The 20,275-nt window shown below is 59.8% G+C and carries 15 protein-coding genes; 14 read left to right on the top strand and 1 reads right to left on the bottom strand.

The features are described from left to right. Window positions 1-34: 34 nt before the first annotated feature. Window positions 35-1,237 (top strand): amidase, encoded by a 1,203-nt coding sequence (locus B9Z48_RS12190; protein WP_108378716.1) that lies wholly within the window; start codon window positions 35-37, stop codon window positions 1,235-1,237. A gap of 30 nt (window positions 1,238-1,267) precedes the next feature. Here the strand turns inward: B9Z48_RS12190 and B9Z48_RS12195 are convergent, their stop codons facing one another. After that, window positions 1,268-1,795, bottom strand: a complete 528-nt coding sequence (locus B9Z48_RS12195) for an ureidoglycolate lyase (protein WP_233261105.1) — start codon at window positions 1,793-1,795, stop codon at window positions 1,268-1,270. Between the two features lie 11 nt (window positions 1,796-1,806). Here B9Z48_RS12195 and B9Z48_RS12200 point away from each other — a divergent pair, with 11 nt between their 5' ends. The 13 genes from B9Z48_RS12200 (at window position 1,807) to B9Z48_RS12260 (ending at window position 20,250) form a co-directional block, all read left to right on the top strand. Further along, window positions 1,807-2,529, top strand: a complete 723-nt coding sequence (locus B9Z48_RS12200; protein ID WP_233261106.1) for a GntR family transcriptional regulator — start codon at window positions 1,807-1,809, stop codon at window positions 2,527-2,529. Between the two features lie 17 nt (window positions 2,530-2,546). Further along, window positions 2,547-3,809, top strand: a complete 1,263-nt coding sequence (locus tag B9Z48_RS12205) for a Zn-dependent hydrolase (protein ID WP_108378865.1) — start codon at window positions 2,547-2,549, stop codon at window positions 3,807-3,809. 265 nt (window positions 3,810-4,074) lie between these two features. Beyond that, window positions 4,075-5,055 carry a tripartite tricarboxylate transporter substrate binding protein gene (locus tag B9Z48_RS12210; RefSeq protein ID WP_108378718.1) on the top strand — a complete coding sequence of 327 codons (981 nt, stop codon included), beginning with the start codon at window positions 4,075-4,077 and terminating at the stop codon, window positions 5,053-5,055. A gap of 114 nt (window positions 5,056-5,169) precedes the next feature. Further along, window positions 5,170-5,811 carry a flavin reductase family protein gene (locus B9Z48_RS12215; RefSeq protein ID WP_108378720.1) on the top strand — a complete coding sequence of 214 codons (642 nt, stop codon included), beginning with the start codon at window positions 5,170-5,172 and terminating at the stop codon, window positions 5,809-5,811. A gap of 895 nt (window positions 5,812-6,706) precedes the next feature. Further along, the gene (locus tag B9Z48_RS12220) at window positions 6,707-7,174 is read left to right on the top strand and encodes an SNF2-related protein (RefSeq protein ID WP_108378722.1); all 468 of its coding nucleotides are present in this window, start codon (window positions 6,707-6,709) and stop codon (window positions 7,172-7,174) included. Next, window positions 7,171-7,692, top strand: a complete 522-nt coding sequence (locus B9Z48_RS12225; RefSeq protein ID WP_108378724.1) for an Abi family protein — start codon at window positions 7,171-7,173, stop codon at window positions 7,690-7,692. The genes B9Z48_RS12220 and B9Z48_RS12225 overlap by 4 nt, the downstream gene beginning before the upstream one ends. Then, window positions 7,689-9,338, top strand: a complete 1,650-nt coding sequence (locus B9Z48_RS12230; RefSeq protein ID WP_108378726.1) for a DUF2779 domain-containing protein — start codon at window positions 7,689-7,691, stop codon at window positions 9,336-9,338. Before B9Z48_RS12225 ends, B9Z48_RS12230 begins: the two co-directional genes overlap by 4 nt. 95 nt (window positions 9,339-9,433) lie before the next feature. Beyond that, window positions 9,434-9,730: a DUF1016 N-terminal domain-containing protein gene (locus tag B9Z48_RS12235; protein WP_255419490.1), complete on the top strand. Its 297-nt coding sequence runs from the start codon at window positions 9,434-9,436 to the stop codon at window positions 9,728-9,730. 286 nt (window positions 9,731-10,016) lie between these two features. Then, the gene (locus B9Z48_RS12240; protein ID WP_108378728.1) at window positions 10,017-12,965 is read left to right on the top strand and encodes an SNF2-related protein; all 2,949 of its coding nucleotides are present in this window, start codon (window positions 10,017-10,019) and stop codon (window positions 12,963-12,965) included. Beyond that, a complete protein-coding gene (locus B9Z48_RS12245; protein WP_199233508.1) occupies window positions 12,962-14,392 on the top strand; it encodes an ATP-binding protein in 1,431 nt (476 codons plus the stop codon). The genes B9Z48_RS12240 and B9Z48_RS12245 overlap by 4 nt, the downstream gene beginning before the upstream one ends. 93 nt (window positions 14,393-14,485) lie before the next feature. Then, window positions 14,486-16,339 carry a site-specific DNA-methyltransferase gene (locus B9Z48_RS12250; RefSeq protein ID WP_158273257.1) on the top strand — a complete coding sequence of 618 codons (1,854 nt, stop codon included), beginning with the start codon at window positions 14,486-14,488 and terminating at the stop codon, window positions 16,337-16,339. A 9-nt stretch (window positions 16,340-16,348) separates the two neighbouring features. Then, on the top strand, window positions 16,349-17,425 hold the full coding sequence (locus tag B9Z48_RS12255) for a YhcG family protein (protein WP_108378732.1): 1,077 nt from the start codon (window positions 16,349-16,351) through the stop codon (window positions 17,423-17,425). Next, a complete protein-coding gene (locus tag B9Z48_RS12260; protein ID WP_199233509.1) occupies window positions 17,422-20,250 on the top strand; it encodes a DEAD/DEAH box helicase family protein in 2,829 nt (942 codons plus the stop codon). The genes B9Z48_RS12255 and B9Z48_RS12260 overlap by 4 nt, the downstream gene beginning before the upstream one ends. The last annotated feature ends 25 nt before the right edge of the window (window positions 20,251-20,275 follow it).

Here is a 20,275-nt window from a genome sequence, read left to right on the forward strand (position 1 = left end):
CATGGTCTGAACATTTTTTCATTGTGAGGTGCACATGAGCCAACACACCGATGCCCTGTGGGACCAAGCCCACGCCTTCATGCCTTACCCCGCCAGCCCGGTGGCCCACGCGGCCACAGGCCCTTTGTCGGGCCTGAGCTTTGCGGCCAAAGACATCTACCACGTCAAGGGCTACCCCACCAGCGGCGGTCAACCCATGCTCATGGCCTTGTGGGGCGTGCAGGACCGATCAGCCCCGGTGGTGCAAAGCTTGCTCGACGCGGGTGCCCGCTTTGTGGGCAAAACCGTCACCGACGAATTGGCGTTCTCCATGAACGGTCAAAACGCGCATTACGGTGCGCCCATCAACGGTGCGGTGGCCGAGCGCATCAGCGGCGGGTCGTCGTCGGGCTCGGCGTCTGCCGTGTCCAACCGCCTGTGCGATTTTGCTTTGGGCTCTGACACGGGCGGCTCGGTGCGTGCCCCCGCCAACCATTGCGGTTTGGTCGGCATGCGCCCCAGCCAGGGGCGCATCAGTTTGCAAGACACCATGGCCTTGTCGCCCAGCCTCGATACCTGCGGCTGGTTTGCCCGCGATGTGCCCACATTTGCCCGCGTGGCCGATGTTTTGTTGGGCCAGGATGCGCAGCCCTTGCCCGATCACATCCGCTTGCTGGCCCCGTCTGACATGTGGGCACTGGCCACACCCGGGGCCCTCAAAGCCCTCAAGCCGGTGCGTCAAAAAATAGAGCAGTGTTTGGGCAAGGCCAAACCGGTTCGTGTCATGAACACAGACCTGGACACCATGTACTGGCATTTCCGTGCGATTCAGGGGCGCGAGGCCTGGGATGTGCATGGGGGTTTTCTTCAGCGGTTTCAGCCAGTGCTGGGGGCTGCGGTGGCCCAGCGTTTTGACTGGTCGTCCAAAGTCACCGACGAGCAAGTGGCCAAGGCGCGGGCTTTTCGCGACGTCTGGCGCACGCACATGCAGCAGATCTTGGGCACCGACGGCGTGCTCTTGATGCCCACCATGCCCGATGTGGCCCCTTTGATTCGCCAGACCGATGCCGAGCTGGAAACCTACCGCAACCGGGCCACCAGCTTGCTGTGTGTGGCAGGTATGGCGGGTCTGCCGCAGGTGAGCTTGCCTCTGGCCAGCCATCAGGGCGCACCCTTGGGCATCTCTTTGGTGGGGCCAGAAGGCTCAGACCGCAGTCTGGTCCAACTGGCCGAACAGATCCACCGCGCCTGGTCCTGAAACCCGCACGGTCATCCCGTGCGAGCGGCTTCAAAGGGGACTCAGGCGCACGCTCAAAGGCAGTGAATGAATCTCGCAATCTTCGGTCGGGCCCTGGCGCTCCAGCACCAAAAAGGCCCCCTTGTCCAAGGCCATCAGGGGGTGGTGCCAAGTGCCTTTGTGCAGCGTGAAGCCCTGTTGACCCGAGACCTCAAAGCACTTGAGTGTGTTCAGGTCGGGCAGGTTGTGGCCCAAGGCCACCAGCAAGCGACAGCGTGCCCCCGTCAAAGGCACAAAAGTCTGGCTGCCCCGTTGGTGCCGCTCCAGCATGTGGCAAGGGCCCTCGGGGTTTTGCGCCTGCGCATGAAAGACCGCCAACACCGCTTGGCCTTGATCGCCCGCCAAGTCCAGGCCGCCGGGCAAATTGAGCCGCCCGCTGGTGCCTTGGTTGATGGTGTGCTGGGCCGGTGCAAACAAATTCAACACCTCGCCATAGGGCGAGAAAGCGTCTGCGCTCAGCGGCTGACAAGCCAGAATGCCCGAAGGCTGATCGGTGTGCATGGAATGACGGGGTTGCATGGGGGTCCATCATGATAGATGAAGGTTGGCACGGTCCCCAAGACGCTGCAGGCGTGCAAATCACAGGCGCAGACCGCGTCTACGAAGCCATTTACCAGGCCGTTCTGGAGCGCCGACTGTCCCCGGGTGAACGCCTGCGCGAGCAAGAGCTGGCCGAGCAGTTCAATGTGTCCCGCACCTTGGTGCGCCAAGCGCTGCAACGCCTGGCTCAAGAGCAGGTCATCGAGTTGCTGCACAACCGGGGCGCACGCGTGCCCATTCCCAGTCTGGAAGATGCGGGCAGTGTTTTTGATGCCCGCAGGGTGGTGGAGTGCGAAGTGGCCCGGCAACTGGCCGGGCGGCTGAGCGAGGAACAACTGCAGACCTTGCAGGAATTGGCCACCTCTGAAGCCGAGGCCGATCGCCAAGGCGAGCATGCGCTGGCGATTCGACTCTCGGGTGAGTTTCACCAAGCCATGGCCCGCATGCATGGCAACCCGGTCTTGGCCCGTTGGCTCAACGGCCTGTTGCCCACCACCTCCTTGCTCATGTCGCACTTCAAACGCCAAGGCGGGCAAGTGTGTGTGGCCCATCGCCATGTGGACTTGATTGCAGCCTTGCAAAAAAGTCCCGCATCGGCAGGCGCAGAAATGCGCAAACACCTCAACGAACTCGAACAGTCCCTGACGGCCACCGCAGCACCTCGCCGACAATTGCGCGATGTGTTTCAAGCCTACCGAGACAGCCCTGAATGAACAACTTTGGAGATCCCATGAAGCTGAGTCCCGACACCTTGCCCGCCCTGCGCATCGACGCCAACCGTTTGTGGCAATCGCTCATGACGCTGGCCCAAATCGGTGGCACCGACAAAGGCGGCGTCTGCCGCCTGGCCTTGACCGAGCTGGACCGCCAAGGCCGTGACCTGGTCACGTCTTGGGCACGCGAAGCGGGCATGACGGTCACGGTCGATCAAATCGGCAACGTGTTCATGCGCAGGGCAGGGCGACAGCCCGACTTGCCGCCCATCATGACCGGCAGCCACATCGACACCCAGCCCACCGGGGGCAAGTTCGACGGCAACTACGGTGTGCTGGCCGGACTGGAAGTGGTGCGCTGCCTGAACGAGCACGGCATCGAAACCGAGGCTCCGATTGAGGTGGCTTTTTGGACCAACGAAGAAGGCTCCCGCTTTGTGCCGGTGATGATGGGTTCGGGCGTTTTTGCGGGTGCGTTTTCGCTGGAGCACGCCTACAAAGCCCAAGACCAAGAGGGCAAAACTGTGCTGGAGGAGTTGCAGCGCATTGGTTATGTCGGCACCGAAGTGCCGGGGCAGCACCCCATCGGGGCGTACTTTGAAACCCACATCGAACAAGGCCCGGTGCTCGAAGACGCCGACGTGACCATTGGTGTGGTCAGTGGTTCTTTGGGCATTCGATGGTTTGACTGCATCGTCACCGGCATGGAAGCCCACGCTGGCCCCACCCCCATGCCCCTGCGCCAAGATGCCCTGCAAGTGGCCACGCACCTGATGCAAGCCGTGGTGAGCATCGCCCACCAGCACGCCCCACATGCCCGTGGCACGGTGGGCATGGTGCATGTGCACCCCAACAGCCGCAACGTCATTCCGGGGCGGGTCAAGTTCAGCATCGACCTGCGCAACAACACCGACGCCGGGGTGGAGGCCATGGCCGATGAAATCAAAGCCCTGGCGCAAAGTTTGCAGAGCAGCACAGGCCTGCGCATCGAGCTGACGCTGGTGTCGAGTTTCCCGGCGCAACCCTTCCATCCGGCGTGTGTGGAGGCGGTGTCTTCTGCTGCAACGCAGCTGGGTTACAGCCAAATGCGGGTGGTCTCGGGTGCCGGGCACGACGCCATCTACACCGCGCGACTGGCCCCGAGTGGCATGATTTTTATTCCCTGCAAAGACGGCATCAGCCACAACGAAATCGAAGACGCCAAGCCCGAGCACATCGAAGCAGGCTGCAACGTGTTGCTGCACGCCATGCTGGGCCAAGCCAAGGTCGTGTTCTCTTAACAGCCCCCTGCTTGCACCATGGGCGTGCATGGGGCATCCCGTCCAAAAAGGTGCGCCCTGCGCACCAAAACCACCTTGCCCCCCTGCAGGAGCGACGCCCTCGTCGCGAAATCCCCCGCAAACCACCACCACCTCCAACGGAGAAACACCTGCCTGACCCGGCAGGGTTAAAAAACGGGCACATCTCCTGCTAGTGAGACTCGGAACAAAAAAGGCACCCCGTGCCCTTTGTTTGTTTTTGAACCCCTCCACTCAAGGAAATCCCATGAAACGTCGTGAATTATTGGCAGCGGGTGCCGCCACATTGGCTGCCCCGTGGGTCCACGCCCAATCTTCTGCCTGGCCCAACAAAGGCCCCATTCGCTTGATCTGCCAATACCCACCCGGTGGCCTGGTGGACACCGTGGCGCGCATGATGGCGCCGCACCTCTCGAGCGCTTTGTCGCAAACCGTGGTGGTGGATAACCGCGCAGGCGCTGGCGGTTTGATCGGCACCGAATACGCGTCGCGCCAAGCCGCCGACGGCTATACCTTGTTGGTCAGCCACGCCTCGGTGCACATCTACGCCACCGCCACACGCCGCACCATGCCCTTTGATCCGGTCAACGACTTCACCCACATGGGCATGCTGGTCGAAGCGCCCATGCTGCTGCTGGTGCGGGCCCAGTCGCCTTACCAAACACTGGCGCAGTATGTGAGCGCCGCCAAAACCAAACCGACACGCTTTGGCACCTCGGGCATCGGCTCGGCCAATCACCTGTATGGCGAGCTGCTCAAAATCGAAGGCCAGGCCAGTGAGCATGACCATGTGCCCTACCAAGGCAGCGCCCCGGCCATGCAAGACCTGCTGGGTGGCCAGATCGACAGCGTGTTTGACCCCGTCACCACCAACGTCAACCAGCTCAAAGCCGGCTCGCTGCGTGCCCTGGCCGTGTCCACGCCCACACGCATGGCGGCCTTCCCCAACATCCCCACCTTTGCCGAGTTGGGCTATGGCTCGCTCACCGGTTCTCAGTGGTTGGGCCTGTCTGCGCCCAAGAATTTGCCTGCCCCGATTGCGCAGCGCCTGACCGCACTCATCCCTGAAATCTTGGCCAAACCCGATGTGGTGGCGCGGCTCGAAGAAGTGCAAACCTTGGCCCGCAAGACCCCCGTGGTGGGCGACGATTTCGTCAAGCTCATCCAGTCACAAATCACCACCTGGAGCGCGGTGGCCAAACGTGCCAAGGTCGAAGTGATCGCCTGAGCGCCAGCCAAGGCTTTCACGCCACCGTTTGGCGGCAGCATCCAGCGAGGGCTAGACTGGGTGCTGCCGTTTTTTTCTTGCCCCATCCTCAACCCGCACCTAGTGAAATCCGCCATGACCGAAGTCGACTTTGACCAGATCAGCAGCTACCAGCGCTACAAACTCATGGCCAGCCTGATCGTGCCCCGGCCCATTGCCCTGGTGACCACCCTTGGGGCCAACGGGGTGATCAATGCCGCGCCGTTTTCGATGTTCAACATGATCGGCGAAGACCCGCCCATCCTGATGATCAGCATCAACCGCCTGCAAGACGGCCGCCTCAAAGACACGGCCGCCAACATCTTGCACAACGGCCAGTTTGTGGTGCACATGTCCGACGAGCCCATGGCGCAAAAAATGCACAACTGTGGCGAGTCCATGCCTTCGGACGTGAGCGAGCTGACCGCCGTAGGCCTGACGCCCGTGCCCTCGCACACCGTGGCCCCCCCGCGCATCCAGGAAGCGCCGATTGCGTTTGAGTGCGTGCTGCACGAAAAGCTCGAAACCCCCAGCCGCTACGTCTTCATCGGCCGCATCCAATGGCTGGCTGCGCGTGAGGGCCTGATCGACACCGAAGCCTGGCGCGTCAACCTGCGCGACTACAAACCCGTGGCCCGCTTTGGCGCAAGTTTTTACATCCGCACCGAAGACCGGTTTTCGTTGTCGGACAAGCCGGGCGAAGCACCAGTGGTCAACACGGCGATTGACCAAATGTGAGGACCTCGGCCAGCTATTGCTCTGCACGGCGTTCTGGAGAGTGCTGGCCCAGACGGATTGATCGCGGCGAGGGCACCGCTCCTACGGGGAGATGCCCCGGCATCTTGTAGGAGCCCCGCCCTCGGGGCGATGGGTTGTGGTCTGCAAGGCTTGATCGCGGCGAGGGCGCCGCTCCTACGGGGAGATGCCCCGGCATTGCGAGGGAGGCCCCGAATTGCTTGGGAGTACAGCATTTTGTAGGAGCCCCGCCCTCGGGGCGATGGGTTGTGGTCTGCAAGGCTTGATCGCGGCGAGGGCGCCGCTCCTACGGGGAGACGCCCCGGCATTGCGAGGGAGGACCCGAATTGCTTGGGAGTGCAGCATTTTGTAGGAGCCCCGCCCTCGGGGCGATGGGTTGTGGTCTGCAAGGCTTGATCGCGGCGAGGGCACCGCTCCTACGGGGAGACGCCCCGACATTGCGAGGGAGGCCCCGAATTGCTAGGGAGTGCAGCATTTTGTAGGAGCCCCGCCCTCGGGGCGATGGGTTGTGGTCTGCAAGGCTTGATCGCGTCGAGGGCACCGCTCCTACGGGGAGACGCCCCGGCATTGCGAGGGAGGCCCCGAATTGCTTGGGAGAACAGCATTTTGTAGGAGCCCAGCCCTCGGGGCGAAGGGTTGTGGTCTGCAAGGCTTGATCGCGGCGAGGGCGCCGCTCCTACGGGGAGACGCCCCGGTATTGCGAGGGAGGCCCCGAATTGCTTGGGACTACAGCATGCCGATCATTTGGACAGCACTTTCCAATGTATTTTTGTAAACAAAAATCACAAATAAAGAGCATCTTATGACTCTAATAAGTCCTTAAAACATTACGATATGAACCTTTTGTTTCATATCCACGGCCAGTGGCCACACCGTCTTGCTGCTCACGCCCCACCAAGCCAAATACATCGCACACGACCTGACCCTGCAGCACGCAGGCGGCGGGCTTAAGCGTTTGAGCCTGGCGCTTTTTAACGCCAGCGTGGACCTGAACCCGCACCCGATCGAAGCGGCGGTGTTTGCGCTGCGCTCGCCGCTGAGCAAGGCCGTTTTGCTGGCCGACGAGGTGGGTCTAGGCAAAACCATCGAGCCCGGCATCGTGCTGTGCAAGTACTGGGCCGAGCGCAAGCGGCAGTTGCTGGTCATTTGCCCCGCATCGCTGCGCAAGCAATGGGCGCTGGAGCTGCAAGACAAGTTCAACCTGCCCGCTGTGGTGCTTGACGCCAAATCCTGGCGCGAAACCCAGCCCCTGCTGCCCCCGTATAATCTCGCGCAACAACACCCCCCACGCCTCTCCACGATGCGCACCAGGGGGGTTACTTTTTGTGGGGTGGCAAAAGCATGAAGGCTTTTGACAAACCCGCTCTGAGCACGGCCGAGCAAGTGGATTTGCTACTGAGCCGAGGCATGCAAGTTGTGCAGCCGCAACGTGCTGCAAAAGTGCTTCAGCACATCAACTACTACCGACTTCGCGCTTACTGGCTGTCGTTCGAAGTCCATTCTCAAACAGAGCGCAATCACCTTTTTGCAAATGGCACCGATTTCGACCTTGTCGTCGCCATCTACAACTTCGATCGTGAGCTGCGTTTGCTGGTCCTTGATGCGGTGGAGCGCTTTGAAATTTCGCTGCGCACACGACTTTCCAATGAACTGACCCTGCGTTATGGCCCCTTTGCTCACGAAGATGGCAGCCGCTTTACGCGGCAGGCGGTCTGGCAAACGGGTCTGGATGAACTGCGCCGCGAATACAAGCGAAGCCGCGAAACCTTTGCAGAGCATTACCGCACCGAATACCCCCACCACATGGGCTTTCCTGAACATTGGCAAACGCTTTCGGTCTGGCAAGAAAACGAAACAACATGACCAGCCCCCACCTCAGCAAATCCCTGCTCAACAACTACCGCCAATGCCCCCGCAGGCTGTGGCTGGAGATGCAAGACCGGGCCGCCCGCAAAAAGGGCCTTGCGCCTGTGGCACAAGCGGTTTACAGCGCTGACACGACCAAGCGTTTTCTGGACGGGCATGTGATTGGGCGCATTGCCCAAGCCTGCTGGCCTGAAGGTGTGGACATCGAAAAAGCCAGCTGGATCACGGACGAAGACACCGGCCACCGCCAGCGCGACCTGAACTACGCCACGCACCTCACATACCAGTGGATGCAAGACCAGCGCCGCCCCCTGTTTGAAGCCACCTTCCAGCACCAAAACCTGCTGGTCATGGCCGACGTCATGGTGTCCCGGCGGCACGGCCACCGCGTCTACTGGCAAATGATCGAAGTCAAGTCGAGCACCACCCCCAAGGACTACCACATCACCGACCTGGCCACCCAAGCTTGGGTGGCCGAACAAAGCGGCGTGGACCTGGACAGCGTGGCGCTGCTGCTGGTGAACAAAGGCTTTGAACTGCACACCGCTGGCGACTACACCGGCCTGCTGGGCCTGCACGACGACCCCGACCTGCAAGCCCAAGTGCGCCAGGCACAGCAACAAATGCCCGCCACCCTGCGCGGCGCGGCCCAAACCCTGGCGCTGCGCCAAGAACCCCTCAAACACCAGCCCGGCGACCAATGCACCAGCCCCTTTGAATGCCCCTACATCGGCCACTGCACCGGAAAAACCACTGAACAAACTGCGAAACAAACCACCCCGCAGCCCGTGCCCATCCGCTTTTACAACGACCGGGGCGGTGCCAAAGCACAAACACTCATCGACGCCGGCCACACCGACCTGCGCCAAGTGCCGCCCGCTACCATCGCCCGCTTGTGGAACGGCAGCACCGACACCCACGGCGTGAACCAACGCCTGGCCCAAGCCGTGCGTACGGGGCGAGTCGTGATGGACCGCGCCGGTGCCCAAGCCGCACTGCAAACCCTGAGCTGGCCGGTGCAACACCTCGACTTTGAAACCATCAGCTTTGTGGCGCCCGTGTGGCCCGGCACGCAAAGCGGGCAACACATCCCGTTTCAATACAGCCTGCATCGGCAAGCCCAAAGCGGCCAAGTGCTCGGTCACGCCGAATTTTTGGACACCACCGGCCAAGACCCGCGCCGCTCACTGGCGGAGCAACTCGTCAAAGACATCGTCCCCTGCTGCACCGTGCTGGCCTGGAACGACTCGTTTGAACGCACCGTCATCCGCGACCTGGCCGAGCAATTTGCCGACCTGCGCCAAGCGCTGATGCGCATCCACGACCAAGTGCAAGACCTGCTGCCCATCGTGCGGCGACACTACTTTCACCCCGACATGGCCCAAGCCGAAGGCAGCACCTTCAGCATCAAAACCGTGCTGCCGTGCATGGCGGCGCACCTGCAATACAGCCAGCTGGGCACCGTACAAAACGGCAGCGAAGCCCAACTGGCCTACCTGCTGGCCGCCGCGCCCCCCGGCGCAGAAAAAGAACCCGGCCAACCCATCACCCCAGCCGAACGCCAACAAGCCCGAAAAGACTTGCTGGCGTATTGCGGGTTGGATACGGAGGCGATGGTGGAAATCGTCAAGTCTTTGAAATGAATTCTGATCAACAACAGGCTTCACTGGCCCCAAATGGCTACACCGACTTCCTGAAGGAAGTCAAAACCCAGATACGCCAGCGGCAGTTCTAGGCCCTGCGAGCGGTCAACAAAGAACTGTTGGCGCTTTACTGGTGGCTGGGCGAAAACATCAGCCAAAGACAAGAGGCACTCGGCTGGGGCAAGGCCGTGGTCGAAAACCTGGCGCGAGACCTGCAAACAGAGTTCCCGGGGCGCAACGGGTTTTCAGCCCCAAACCTGTGGCTTATGCGCCAGTTTTACAACGAATACCGCGACAAGCCAAAACTCCAATCGCTGATAGGAGAAATCAGCTGGTCTAAAAACCTGCTCGTCATGGCCCGCTGCAAAGACGACTTGCCCAGCCCTGGATAAATTGCAGCACGCCTGCAAGGCTGGTTTTATTTGCAGGAGCCCACCCCTGTGGGCGATGGGCGTGGAACACGCCCTGCAAACCATCGCCCACAGGGGTGGGCTCCTACGAAAGGTGGCTCTGGTCTTTTTTAAAGGGCAATGCGGTTGCGGTCGCTTTCAAACCTTCTGGCTGACGAAAAGCTGACGGCTCATGCATAACAAAAAAATACAATTTTGAAAACTAAAATGTAAATAAAGACATTACGATCAGTCGTTTTTTGAATCTCTTTAGGCGCACAGCCGATTCATGCTTCTGACGCCCCACCAAGCCAAATACATCGCGCACGACCTGACCCTGCAGCACGCAGGCGGCGGGCTTGAGCGTTTGAGCCAGGCGCTGTTCAACGCCAGCGTGGACCTCAACCCGCACCAGATCGAGGCGGCGGTGTTTGCGCTGCGCTCGCCGCTGAGCAAAGGCGTGCTGTTGGCCGACGAGGTGGGTCTGGGCAAAACCATCGAGGCGGGCATTGTGCTCTGCCAATACTGGGCCGAGCGCAAGCGGCAGCTGCTGGTCATTTGCCCCGCATCGCTGCGCAAGCAATGGGCGCTGGAGCTGCAAGACAAATTCAACCTGCCCGCCGTGGTGCTGGACTCCAAAACCTGGCGCGAAGCCCAGCGCCAAGGCTTGGCCCCGCTGCGCCAAAAAGCCGTGGTGGTCATGTCCTATGCCTACGCCACCCGCATCAAAGAAGAGGTGCGGTCCATGGCCTGGGACTTGGTCGTCATCGACGAAGCCCACAAACTGCGCAACGCCTACCGCGAGAGCAACAAAATTGGCCAAGCCATCCGCTGGGCCACGGGCGACAGCCGCAAGCTGCTGCTCACGGCCACGCCGCTGCAAAACTCAATTTTGGAGCTGTACGGCCTGTCCACCCTGATCGACGACAGCATCTTTGGCGACATCAACGCCTTCAAAAGCCAGTTCACCGGGGCAGGCGGCGACTTGGCTGGCCTGCGCCAACGGCTCGACAGCTTTTGCAAACGCACCCTGCGCAAAGACGTGACCGAGTACATCAAGTACACCGAGCGAAAAGCCATCACGCAAAAGTTCCGGTCCACCGACGATGAACACCGTTTTTATGAAGCCGTCAGCGACTACCTGACCCGCGAAGACAGCTACGCCATTCCCCGCCGCCAACGCCACCTGACCGAGCTGGTGCTGCGCAAGCTGCTGGCGTCCAGCTCGTTGGCCATTGCGGGCACTTTGGGGGTGATGAAAGAGCGCCTGCAAAAACTGCGCGACCAAAAAATCCAGAACACTGCCGACTGGGAGCAAAACGACTGGATCGAAACCCTGGTCAGCCAGGAAGAAATGGAAGAAGACCTGCTGGACGAAATCCTCAACGCCAGCGATGAAACACCAGAAACAGGGACGACCGCTGCTCCCACAGACCCCGCCCAGCTCGACCGCCAACGCCTGAACGCCGAAATTGCCGAGCTGGACCGCCTGCACGCCTGGGCGCAAGGCATCGGCACCGATACCAAAACCACCGCCTTGCTGCAAGCGCTGGATGTGGGCTTCAACGCGTTTGCCCAAATGCAAACGGGCGGTACCGCCCAACGCAAAGCGCTCATCTTCACCGAGTCGCGCCGCACGCAGGAATACCTCAAACGCTTTCTGGAACAAAACGGCCACGAGGGCAAAGTGGTGCTGTTCAGCGGCACCAACTCAGGCCCCGAGGCCAGCAACATCTATGAACGCTGGCTCACGGCCAACCAAGGCACGGGACGCATCAGCGGCTCGCGAGACATCGACATCCGCACCGCGCTGATCGAACACTTTCGGGACGAAGCCGACATTCTGATCGCCACCGAAGCTGCTGCCGAGGGCGTGAACATGCAGTTTTGTTCACTCGTCATCAACTACGACCTGCCCTGGAACCCCCAGCGCGTGGAGCAGCGCATTGGCCGCTGCCACCGCTACGGCCAAAAGCACGACGTGGTCGTCATCAACTTTTTCAACGAACGCAACCACGCCGACGCCCGCGTGCTGGAGCTGCTGGCCGTCAAGTTCAAACTGTTCGACGGCGTGTTTGGCGCATCCGACGAAGTGCTGGGCAGCATCGAATCCGGTGTGGACATCGAGCGGCGCATTCTGGACATCTACCGCACCTGCCGCACGCCCGCGCAAATCGACGCCGCCTTTGCCGCGCTGGGCCAGGCCATGAAACCAGCCATTGACGAGCGCATGGCGCACACCCGCAGCCAGCTGCTGGAAGTGTTTGACGCCGAAGTGCACGAACGCCTGCGCCTGCAGCGGCAGGACACCCTGAGCCACCTCAACCAATTCAGCCGCCGGTTTTGGGACCTGACCCGCCATGTGCTGGCCGGGCAAGCCTGGTTTGACGAAGCGCAACTGAGCTTTGACCTGCCCGCGCCCACCGCTGCGGGCCTGGTCGCGGGCATCTCGGCAGGCCGCTACCACCTCATCTCGCGTGAAAAACCCAGCGACGTGAATTCACTGGCCGTGAACGACCCCAGCTTGGACGCCCACACCTACCGCCTGTCTCACCCCCTGGGCGAATGGGTGGTGCACGCTGCCTGCCAAGCCAGCACCCCGATGCAGCACCTGGTGTTTGACACACGGCAAACCGAAGCCCGCGTCTCGGTGGTCGAAGCGCTGCGCGGCCAATCGGGTGTGCTCACCCTGCAAAAGCTCACGGTGGACAGCTTTGAAAAACAGGAATACCTGCTGTTCTCGGCCCTGACCGACGCCGGGCAATCCCTGGACCAAGAGACCTGCGAAAAACTCATGGCCACGCCCGCCACGCTGCAAAACAGCGGCGACCTGTCCCAGGCCACCCGCCTGCAACAAGAAGCCCAACGCCACGCCGACGCCACCGTAGCCCTCGCGCTGGAGACCAACAGTGCGCACTTCAACGAAGGCCGCGACAAGCTCGACCGCTGGGCCGAAGACATGGTCAAAGCCGCCGAGCAGGCTCTCAAAAACACCAAAGACCAAATCAAAGTGGCCCAGCGCGAAGCCCGCCAGGCCACCACCCTGGCCGAACAGCAAGCCGCCCAAGAGCGCATCGCCAAGCTCGAACGCCAAAAAACTCGCCAACGCCGCGAGATCTACGACGTAGGAGACGAAATCGACGCCAAGCGCAACCAACTGATCGACCAGCTCACCCAGCGCATGAAGCAAAAAGTGCAGACCGAACACCTGTTCACCCTGCAATGGACGGTGACATGACCGCCAACACCACTTTGTCAGCGCTGCAAGCCATGGAGCCAGGTGCCAGTGCCGATGCCTGGCCAGACGCCTTGCCCTCCGGCGAATCCGAAACCGTCGAATTCAAAACCAGCCTGGCCGAACTCAAGCAAGGCCTGATCTCGCTCGTGGCCATGCTCAACAAACACGGGCAGGCCGATCTGTGGTTTGGCATCGCCCCCAGTGGCAAACCAACGGGCCTCATGGCCAACGAGAAAACCTTGCGCGACGTATCGCAAGCCCTGGGGGCGCACATCGATCCTCGGCTCTACCCCGAAATCACCTCGGTCGACGTGGCGGGCAAAACCTGCCTGCGCGTGCAAGCCACAGGCCACCAAAAGCCGTACTTCGCGCATGGCCGCGCCTACATCCGCGTGGCCGACGAAGACCGGCAAATGAGCGCCCGCGAACTCGAAAGCCTGATCCTCAAGCGCAACAGCGCCGCCCTGCGCTGGGACAACGAGCCCTGCACCACGCCCCTGGCCGAGCTGAGCGAAGACAAAATCCGCCACTTTGTGGAACGGGCCGGACTGCCTTGGGACAACCCGACCAACGCCCTGACCAAACTCGGCCTGCTGCCCGGTGGGCAACTTCTCAACGCCGCCCGCCTGTTCTTTGCGCACCAGCCCATCCAGCTGCGCTGCGCCTTGTTTGCCAGCACCACCAGCGCCACCATCCTCGACCGCCACGACTTCGATGGCGACGTGCTCGAACTGATTGAAGAGGCCGAAAAATACATCCTCAAACACATCCACATTGGCATGCGTCTGGAAGGCATGCGCCGGGTGGATGTGCCCGAAATCTCGCGTGCGGCCCTGCGCGAAGCCATCATCAACGCCTTTTGCCACCGCGACTGGCGCGACCCGGATTACATCCAGATCGCCGTTTACAAAAACCGGGTCGAAATCCGCAACCCCGGCGGCCTCTTTGACGGCCTGACCTTTGAACAAATGCGCCGGGGCAACGTCTCACACCGCCGCAACCCGCTGCTGGCAGACCTGTTCCGGCGCATTGACATGGTCGAAGCCTGGGGGCGCGGCATGCCCCTGATTCTGCAAAACGCCCCCGATGTCGAGTTCCGCGAGATCGCCCGGTTGTTTGTGGCCAGCTTTGAACGGCCCAGTGCGGCCGCAGTCAACACCCCAAAAACCGAGGCGACTGCCCCAAAAACTGGCCTGGAACCACCAGAAAACGCCAAAGAAACACCAAAGAAACACACAAGAAACACCAAAGAACTGGTGTTGAAAGCCTTGCAGGCGCAGCCCGACATCACCGCCAAAGCCTTGGCTTTGGCACTCAAGCTGAGCGAAGCCAGTGTGCGCCACCACCTGCGTGTGCTGCAGGCCGCTCAACGCATTCGGCATGTCGGCCCGACCAAGGGCGGGCACTGGGAAGTGCTGGACGCATAAACATTCCGTGAATCAAGGGACACCATGAACAACAACACACAAACCGACGACCTGGGCCACAGCCCCGATGCCCTGGCCCAACGCAAAGCCGAGTTGCTGGCCCTGCTGGCGCAAACCGCGCCCGAACTCATCAGTGACAACCAGCTCAATGTGGCCAAGCTGCAAGAGCTGCTGGGCGAAGACCGCGTGGCATCGGACGAGCACTATGAACTGTCTTGGGCGGGCAAAACCGCCGCCCGCCGCGAGATTCAGAAAACCAGCAGCCACACCCTGCGGCCCGACGCCAACAACCCGGCGCAGGCCCAGCACATGCTGATCGAGGGCGAAAACCTGGAAGTGCTGCGCGTGCTGCAAAAAAGCTATTACGGCAAGGTCAAGATGATCTACATCGACCCGCCGTACAACACGGGCAACGACAGCTTTGTGTATCCCGACAACTACTCAGAAACGCTGGACGAATACCAGCGCCGCACGGGCGAGAAAAACGAAGCGGGCTATTTGAACAAGCAAAGTTTGTGGAAAAAGAACAGCAAGGAAAGCGGTCAGTACCACAGCGCCTGGCTGTCCATGATGTACCCGCGTTTGTATTTGGCTCGAAATTTGTTGCGCGATGACGGGGTGATTTTCATCAGCATTGATGACAACGAGGCAGCGAATTTGAAATTGCTTTGCGATGAGGTTTTTGGGTCAGAGAACTTTATTGCAAATGTACTTTGGCAAAAAAAATATGCAGTATCAAATGACGATCCAGGAATCGCTCCGATGCACGATCATATTTTTGTTTATCAAAAAACTCCAAGTTTCGAAAGAAACCTTTTGCCACGAACTGAAAAGCAATTGTTAAGATATAAAAACCTTGACAACGATCCGCGGGGAGATTGGGGTTCTGATAATTATGTAAGTAATAAATCAAGGTTTGAGCGGCCGACATTATGGTATCCAATTAAACACCCTAAAAGCGGTGCTGATGTTTGGCCCGATGAGAGTGCAGTTTGGCGTTATTCAAAAGACCGACATGAAACTATGGTTGCTGAAAATCGTCTGTATTGGGGCCCGGGTCAAAGTTATGAAAAACCACGGCTCAAAAGATTCTTGACTGAAATACAAGATGGAACAGTACCGTCAACTTGGTGGCCATTTGAAATGGTTGGCCATAATGATGAAGGACAAAAAGAAACTGGTGAATTAATTGGAAAAAAAATATTTAGCACCCCAAAGCCCGTTCGTCTTTTGAATCAAATATTAAGCATAGCCACAAAAAGTGATTCATTAATTTTAGACTTCTTTGCAGGCTCGGGAACTATAGCCCAAGCCGTGATGGAATTAAATCTCAAAGATGGTGGAAGTCGTCAGTGTATTTGTGTACAAATGCCCGAAGTCCTCGACGAAGACAGCGAAGCCTACAAAGCCGGTTACCGCACCATCGCTGACATCACCCGTGCCCGCATCGACAAAGTCATCGCCAAGCTCAAAGCCGAGCACCCCGACAAAACTGCCAAGCTGGCCTGCGCCCACTTCACCCTAGCCCCGTCCAACTTCAAGGTCTGGCGTGGCGACGCCAACAGCGCCGAGGCGCTGCGCGAACAGCTGCAACTGTTCCAAAGCGCCGAAAAGCAGGCCACAGGCACACAGGACCAGCCCGCCCAAACCGCCATGCTGGCCGAGCTGCTGCTCAAGCACGGCTTGGGCGCATTGGGCGTGCACGCCATCAGCAAGCCCACGGACATGGCCGGTGCCACGGTGTACCGCGTCCTCATGCCCGACAACACGCTCATGTTGTTGTGCTTTGACCCCTACACCGAGGCGCTGAAAACAGACATCGTCCAAGCCAAGCCCGCTCAGGTGGTCATGCTCAATTCGTGCTTTGTGGGCCCCAAAGCCGACGAACTGCTGGCCAACCTGCAGCTGGAACTGGCCGGGCTGGACATCGGTTTGACGGTGATTTGAGGAGTCGCCATGCCTAAAAATGCACCCGAGCGTTCGCTGCTAGCGCTGACACAGCCTGTCTTGGCTGATTTGCGCCTGCTCATTGAGCAGGCCCGGAGCCATGTTGCCAGCACGGCCAATAGCACGCAGACCTTGCTGTACTGGCGGGTAGGGGACCGCATTCGCCGCGAGGTGCTGGGCCAAGCCCGTGCGGAATATGGCGAGCGAATTGTGTCGACGCTGTCGACACAATTGATCCGGGAGTACGGGCGGGGGTTTGGGCTGCGCAGTTTGCGGCGCATGGTGCAGTTTTCCGACGTCTTCCCTGACGCGCAAATTGTTGCGACTTTGTCGCAAGTATTGCGATGGAGCCATTTCATTGAAATTCTTCCGCTCAAAGCACCAATGGAGCGCGAGTTTTACGCCGAAATGTGCCGGATTGAGCGCTGGCCTGTGCAGGTTCTCAGGCAACGCATCGCCAGCCAGCTGTACCTGCGCTCGGCCATTGCCAAACAGCCCGAATCGGTGATTGCCAGTGAGCTGAGCCAGCTGCGTGAGGGCGGCCAAGTCACGCCCGACCTGGTGTTTCGCGACCCTTACATGCTGGACTTTTTGGGCCTGCCCGATGGTTACAGCGAGCGCGATCTGGAAAGCGCCATCTTGCGCGACATGGAGCGTTTTTTGTTGGAGCTGGGCGCGGGCTTCACCTTTGTGGCCCGGCAAAAGCGCATCAGCGTGGGCGCAGACGACTTTTACCTGGACCTCCTTTTCTACCACCGCCACTTGCGCCGCTTGGTGGCCGTGGAGCTGAAGCTGGAAAAGTTTTCGCCGTCGCACAAGGGGCAGATGGAGCTGTACCTGCGCTGGCTCGATCAAAACGACCGTGCCGAGGGCGAAGCTTCGCCCATTGGCCTGATTTTGTGCGCCAGCGCCGATGCCGAGCAGGTGGAGCTGATGGACCTGGACAGCGCCAACATCCGCGTGGCGCAGTACCTGCACGCATTGCCCGAGCTGCAAGTGCTGCAGACGCAATTGCACCGCGTGGTGCAGCTGGCCCGTGAACGGCAGGCCACTTTGGACCAGCCAGACAACAAGGACGAGACATGACGATGCAACTGCAATTCAGCCACCAGGACTACCAAAAGAAGGCGGTCGATGCGGTGGTGAAGGTGTTCGACGGCCAGCCACTGGCCAAAAGTGAGTTTTCGCTGGCCGGGCAAAACGCCAGCGTGCGCTATGCGGCCGACGGCACCATTGGCAACGCGCTCAAGCTGTCCGATGCGCAGTTGTTGGTCAATGTGCAGGCGGTACAAAAGGCCAACTTTCCTGGCCCGGACGGTGACATCAAGCCCGGTTTTTTGTCAACCGAGTTGCAGGGCGATACCTTGGAAACGCTGGTGGACGGCGTGGCCGAGACGCGCATTTGCCCTCATTTGTCCATTGAAATGGAAACCGGCACGGGCAAGACCTACACCTTCATCCGTACGATGTACGAGCTGAACAAGCAGTACGGCTTCAAGAAGTTTGTGGTGGTGGTGCCCAGCGTGGCGATCCGCGAGGGCACCATGAAAAATCTGGAGGTCACGCGCCCCCACTTTTCCAACGACTACGCGCATGTGCCCTGCGTGCCTATTCTTTACGACAGCAGCAAGTTGTCGGCCTTGCGCGATTTCGCGCTGAGCGACGCTTTGAGCGTGCTGGTGATCAACATCGACAGCTTTGCCAAAGACGGCACCCGCATCAAGCAAAAGGGTGAGCGGGCGTTTGCGCCCATCGAGTACATCCAGGCGGTCAACCCGGTGGTGATCGTGGACGAGCCGCAAAACTTTGAAACCGATTTGCGCCGCACCGCCTTGCTGGACCTGAACCCGCTGTGCACGCTGCGCTATTCGGCCACGCACCGCAACCCCTACAACCTGCTGTATTCGCTCAACCCGGTGCAGGCTTACGACTTGGGGCTGGTCAAACAGATCGAGGTGGACGGCGTGCTGGCCGACGCCGATCACAACCAAGCTTTCATTGAGCTGCTGAGCATCGAGGCCAAGTCCAAAATAAGCTACACAGCCCGCCTGCTCATAGACGTGAACAGCCCGACGGGCGTGAAGCGCTCGGAGGTGTTGCTAAAAGTAGAAGAAGATTTGTATGCCAAGTCCAAACAGCGCGAGGCTTATCAGCACGGCTACATCCTCAACGAGATTTATGCCGAAGCAGGCGAGATCGAATTTTCGGGCGGGCGGATCTTGAAGCTGCACGAAAAGCAAGGCGGTCTGACGGATGACGTGATGCGCTACCAGATCGAGCGCACAGTGGCCGCGCACTTTGCCAAGCTGAAACTGTTGCAGCCCATGGGAATCAAGGTGCTGAGCTTATTCTTCATTGACAAGGTGGCCAATTACCGCGCCTTCGATGCCGACGGCAAACCCACAACGGGCAAGTTTGGTCTGTGGTTTGAAGAGTCCTTCAACAAGTACAGCAACATGCCGAAGTATCGTGGCCTGATTCCGCACGCGGCCAGCCAGGTGCATGACGGCTATTTTTCGGGCGAGAAAAAAGGCAAGGGCGTGAAGGCCAAAACCGTGTGGGTGGACACCACCGGGCTTGTGGCCAAAGACGACAGTACGTATCACTTGATCATGCAGCACAAGGAGCGGCTGCTGTCCATCGACGAGCCGCTGCAGTTTTTGTTCAGCCACACTGCGCTGCGCGAGGGCTGGGACAACCCCAACGTGTTCCAAATTTGCACGCTCAACGAAACCAAAAGTGCCATGAAAAAGCGCCAGGAAATTGGCCGTGGCCTGCGCCTGTGCGTGAACCAGTCGGGCGAGCGGGTGATGGACAAGCGGGTGAATGTGCTCACCGTGATCCCCAACGAAAGCTACGAAGCTTTTGCCAAATCTTTGCAGCAAGAGATTGAAGACGAAACCGGGGTGAAGTTCACCGGGCGCGTGAAGAACGCACGCGCCAAGGTGAAGGTCAAGCCGAAGGATCTGGACGCCGAAGAGGCCGCGCTGTTCGAGGCGATCTGGAAAAAGATCAACTACCAGACGCGCTACAGCGTGAAGCTGGACACGCCGGAGTTGATTGATGCATGCAAAGCGGCGTTGGCAGATACGAACCAATACCCCAGGGTGCAGGCACCCAAAATCCGCTCGGCCAAGGCCAAAATTGTGATGACACATGAAGGTGTGCATGGCGTGCAATCTGGGGCGGCCAACACCGATGTGCGCAACTTCAATGTGACGGTGCCCGACGTCTATGCCTACATCCAGAACCGTGTGCACCTGTCACGGGCCACGCTGTTCGCCATCCTGGACGGCTCGGGCCGCTTGGAAGAGTTGCTGATCAACCCGCAGGCGTTTCTGGACACGGCCATCGCGGCGATCAAGAACAGCTTGCAGGTATTGCTGGTGAAAGGCATCGAATACCACGAGATCAACGGGCAGCGCTATGAAATGACGCTGAGCGAAGAATTGGCAGAGCTGTGGGGCGAAGTGGAAACTTACCAAAGCAGCGTGTACCCGCCCGTTGCTGACGACATGACACCACCCGTCAGCAAAACCCTTTTGCAGGCGTGTCCACTGGATGACCAAAAAGCCGAAATGGGTGAGCCGTTTTCATGCGTTCTGACCGACAGCACGCCCGAAAACAAGTTTGCGCAGAACTGCAGCGACGACGAGCGCGTGCGCTTCTTCTTCAAGCTGCCCAACCGCTTCAAGATCCCGACACCGCTGGGCAACTACAACCCCGATTGGGCTGTGGTGTTCGAGGGCGACGCCCGCGTTTACTTCGTGGCTGAGACCAAATCCAGCACCGTCGAACAAGATCGCCGCCAAGCCGAAAACCTGAAGATCGCCTGCGGCCGCAAACACTTTGAACTGTCTAAGGACGTGGTGTTCAAGGATGTGACGGAGTTGGAAGGGTTGGTGGCTTGATATGGGACAAATTTGTATTGATCTA

It is taken from the genome of Limnohabitans sp. WS1, from assembly GCF_003063265.1.
In the GTDB taxonomy this organism is placed as follows: domain Bacteria; phylum Pseudomonadota; class Gammaproteobacteria; order Burkholderiales; family Burkholderiaceae_C; genus Limnohabitans_A.

Excerpts from the sequence above, each read along its gene's own strand:
- B9Z48_RS12190 (WP_108378716.1), top strand. The coding sequence starts at position 35 with ATGAGCCAACACACCGATGCCCTGTGGGACCAAGCCCACGCCTTCATG.
- B9Z48_RS12195 (WP_233261105.1), bottom strand. The coding sequence starts at position 1,795 with ATGCAACCCCGTCATTCCATGCACACCGATCAGCCTTCGGGCATTCTG.
- B9Z48_RS12200 (WP_233261106.1), top strand. The coding sequence starts at position 1,807 with ATGATAGATGAAGGTTGGCACGGTCCCCAAGACGCTGCAGGCGTGCAA.
- B9Z48_RS12205 (WP_108378865.1), top strand. The coding sequence starts at position 2,547 with ATGAAGCTGAGTCCCGACACCTTGCCCGCCCTGCGCATCGACGCCAAC.
- B9Z48_RS12210 (WP_108378718.1), top strand. The coding sequence starts at position 4,075 with ATGAAACGTCGTGAATTATTGGCAGCGGGTGCCGCCACATTGGCTGCC.
- B9Z48_RS12215 (WP_108378720.1), top strand. The coding sequence starts at position 5,170 with ATGACCGAAGTCGACTTTGACCAGATCAGCAGCTACCAGCGCTACAAA.
- B9Z48_RS12225 (WP_108378724.1), top strand. The coding sequence starts at position 7,171 with ATGAAGGCTTTTGACAAACCCGCTCTGAGCACGGCCGAGCAAGTGGAT.
- B9Z48_RS12230 (WP_108378726.1), top strand. The coding sequence starts at position 7,689 with ATGACCAGCCCCCACCTCAGCAAATCCCTGCTCAACAACTACCGCCAA.
- B9Z48_RS12240 (WP_108378728.1), top strand. The coding sequence starts at position 10,017 with ATGCTTCTGACGCCCCACCAAGCCAAATACATCGCGCACGACCTGACC.
- B9Z48_RS12245 (WP_199233508.1), top strand. The coding sequence starts at position 12,962 with ATGACCGCCAACACCACTTTGTCAGCGCTGCAAGCCATGGAGCCAGGT.
- B9Z48_RS12255 (WP_108378732.1), top strand. The coding sequence starts at position 16,349 with ATGCCTAAAAATGCACCCGAGCGTTCGCTGCTAGCGCTGACACAGCCT.
- B9Z48_RS12260 (WP_199233509.1), top strand. The coding sequence starts at position 17,422 with ATGACGATGCAACTGCAATTCAGCCACCAGGACTACCAAAAGAAGGCG.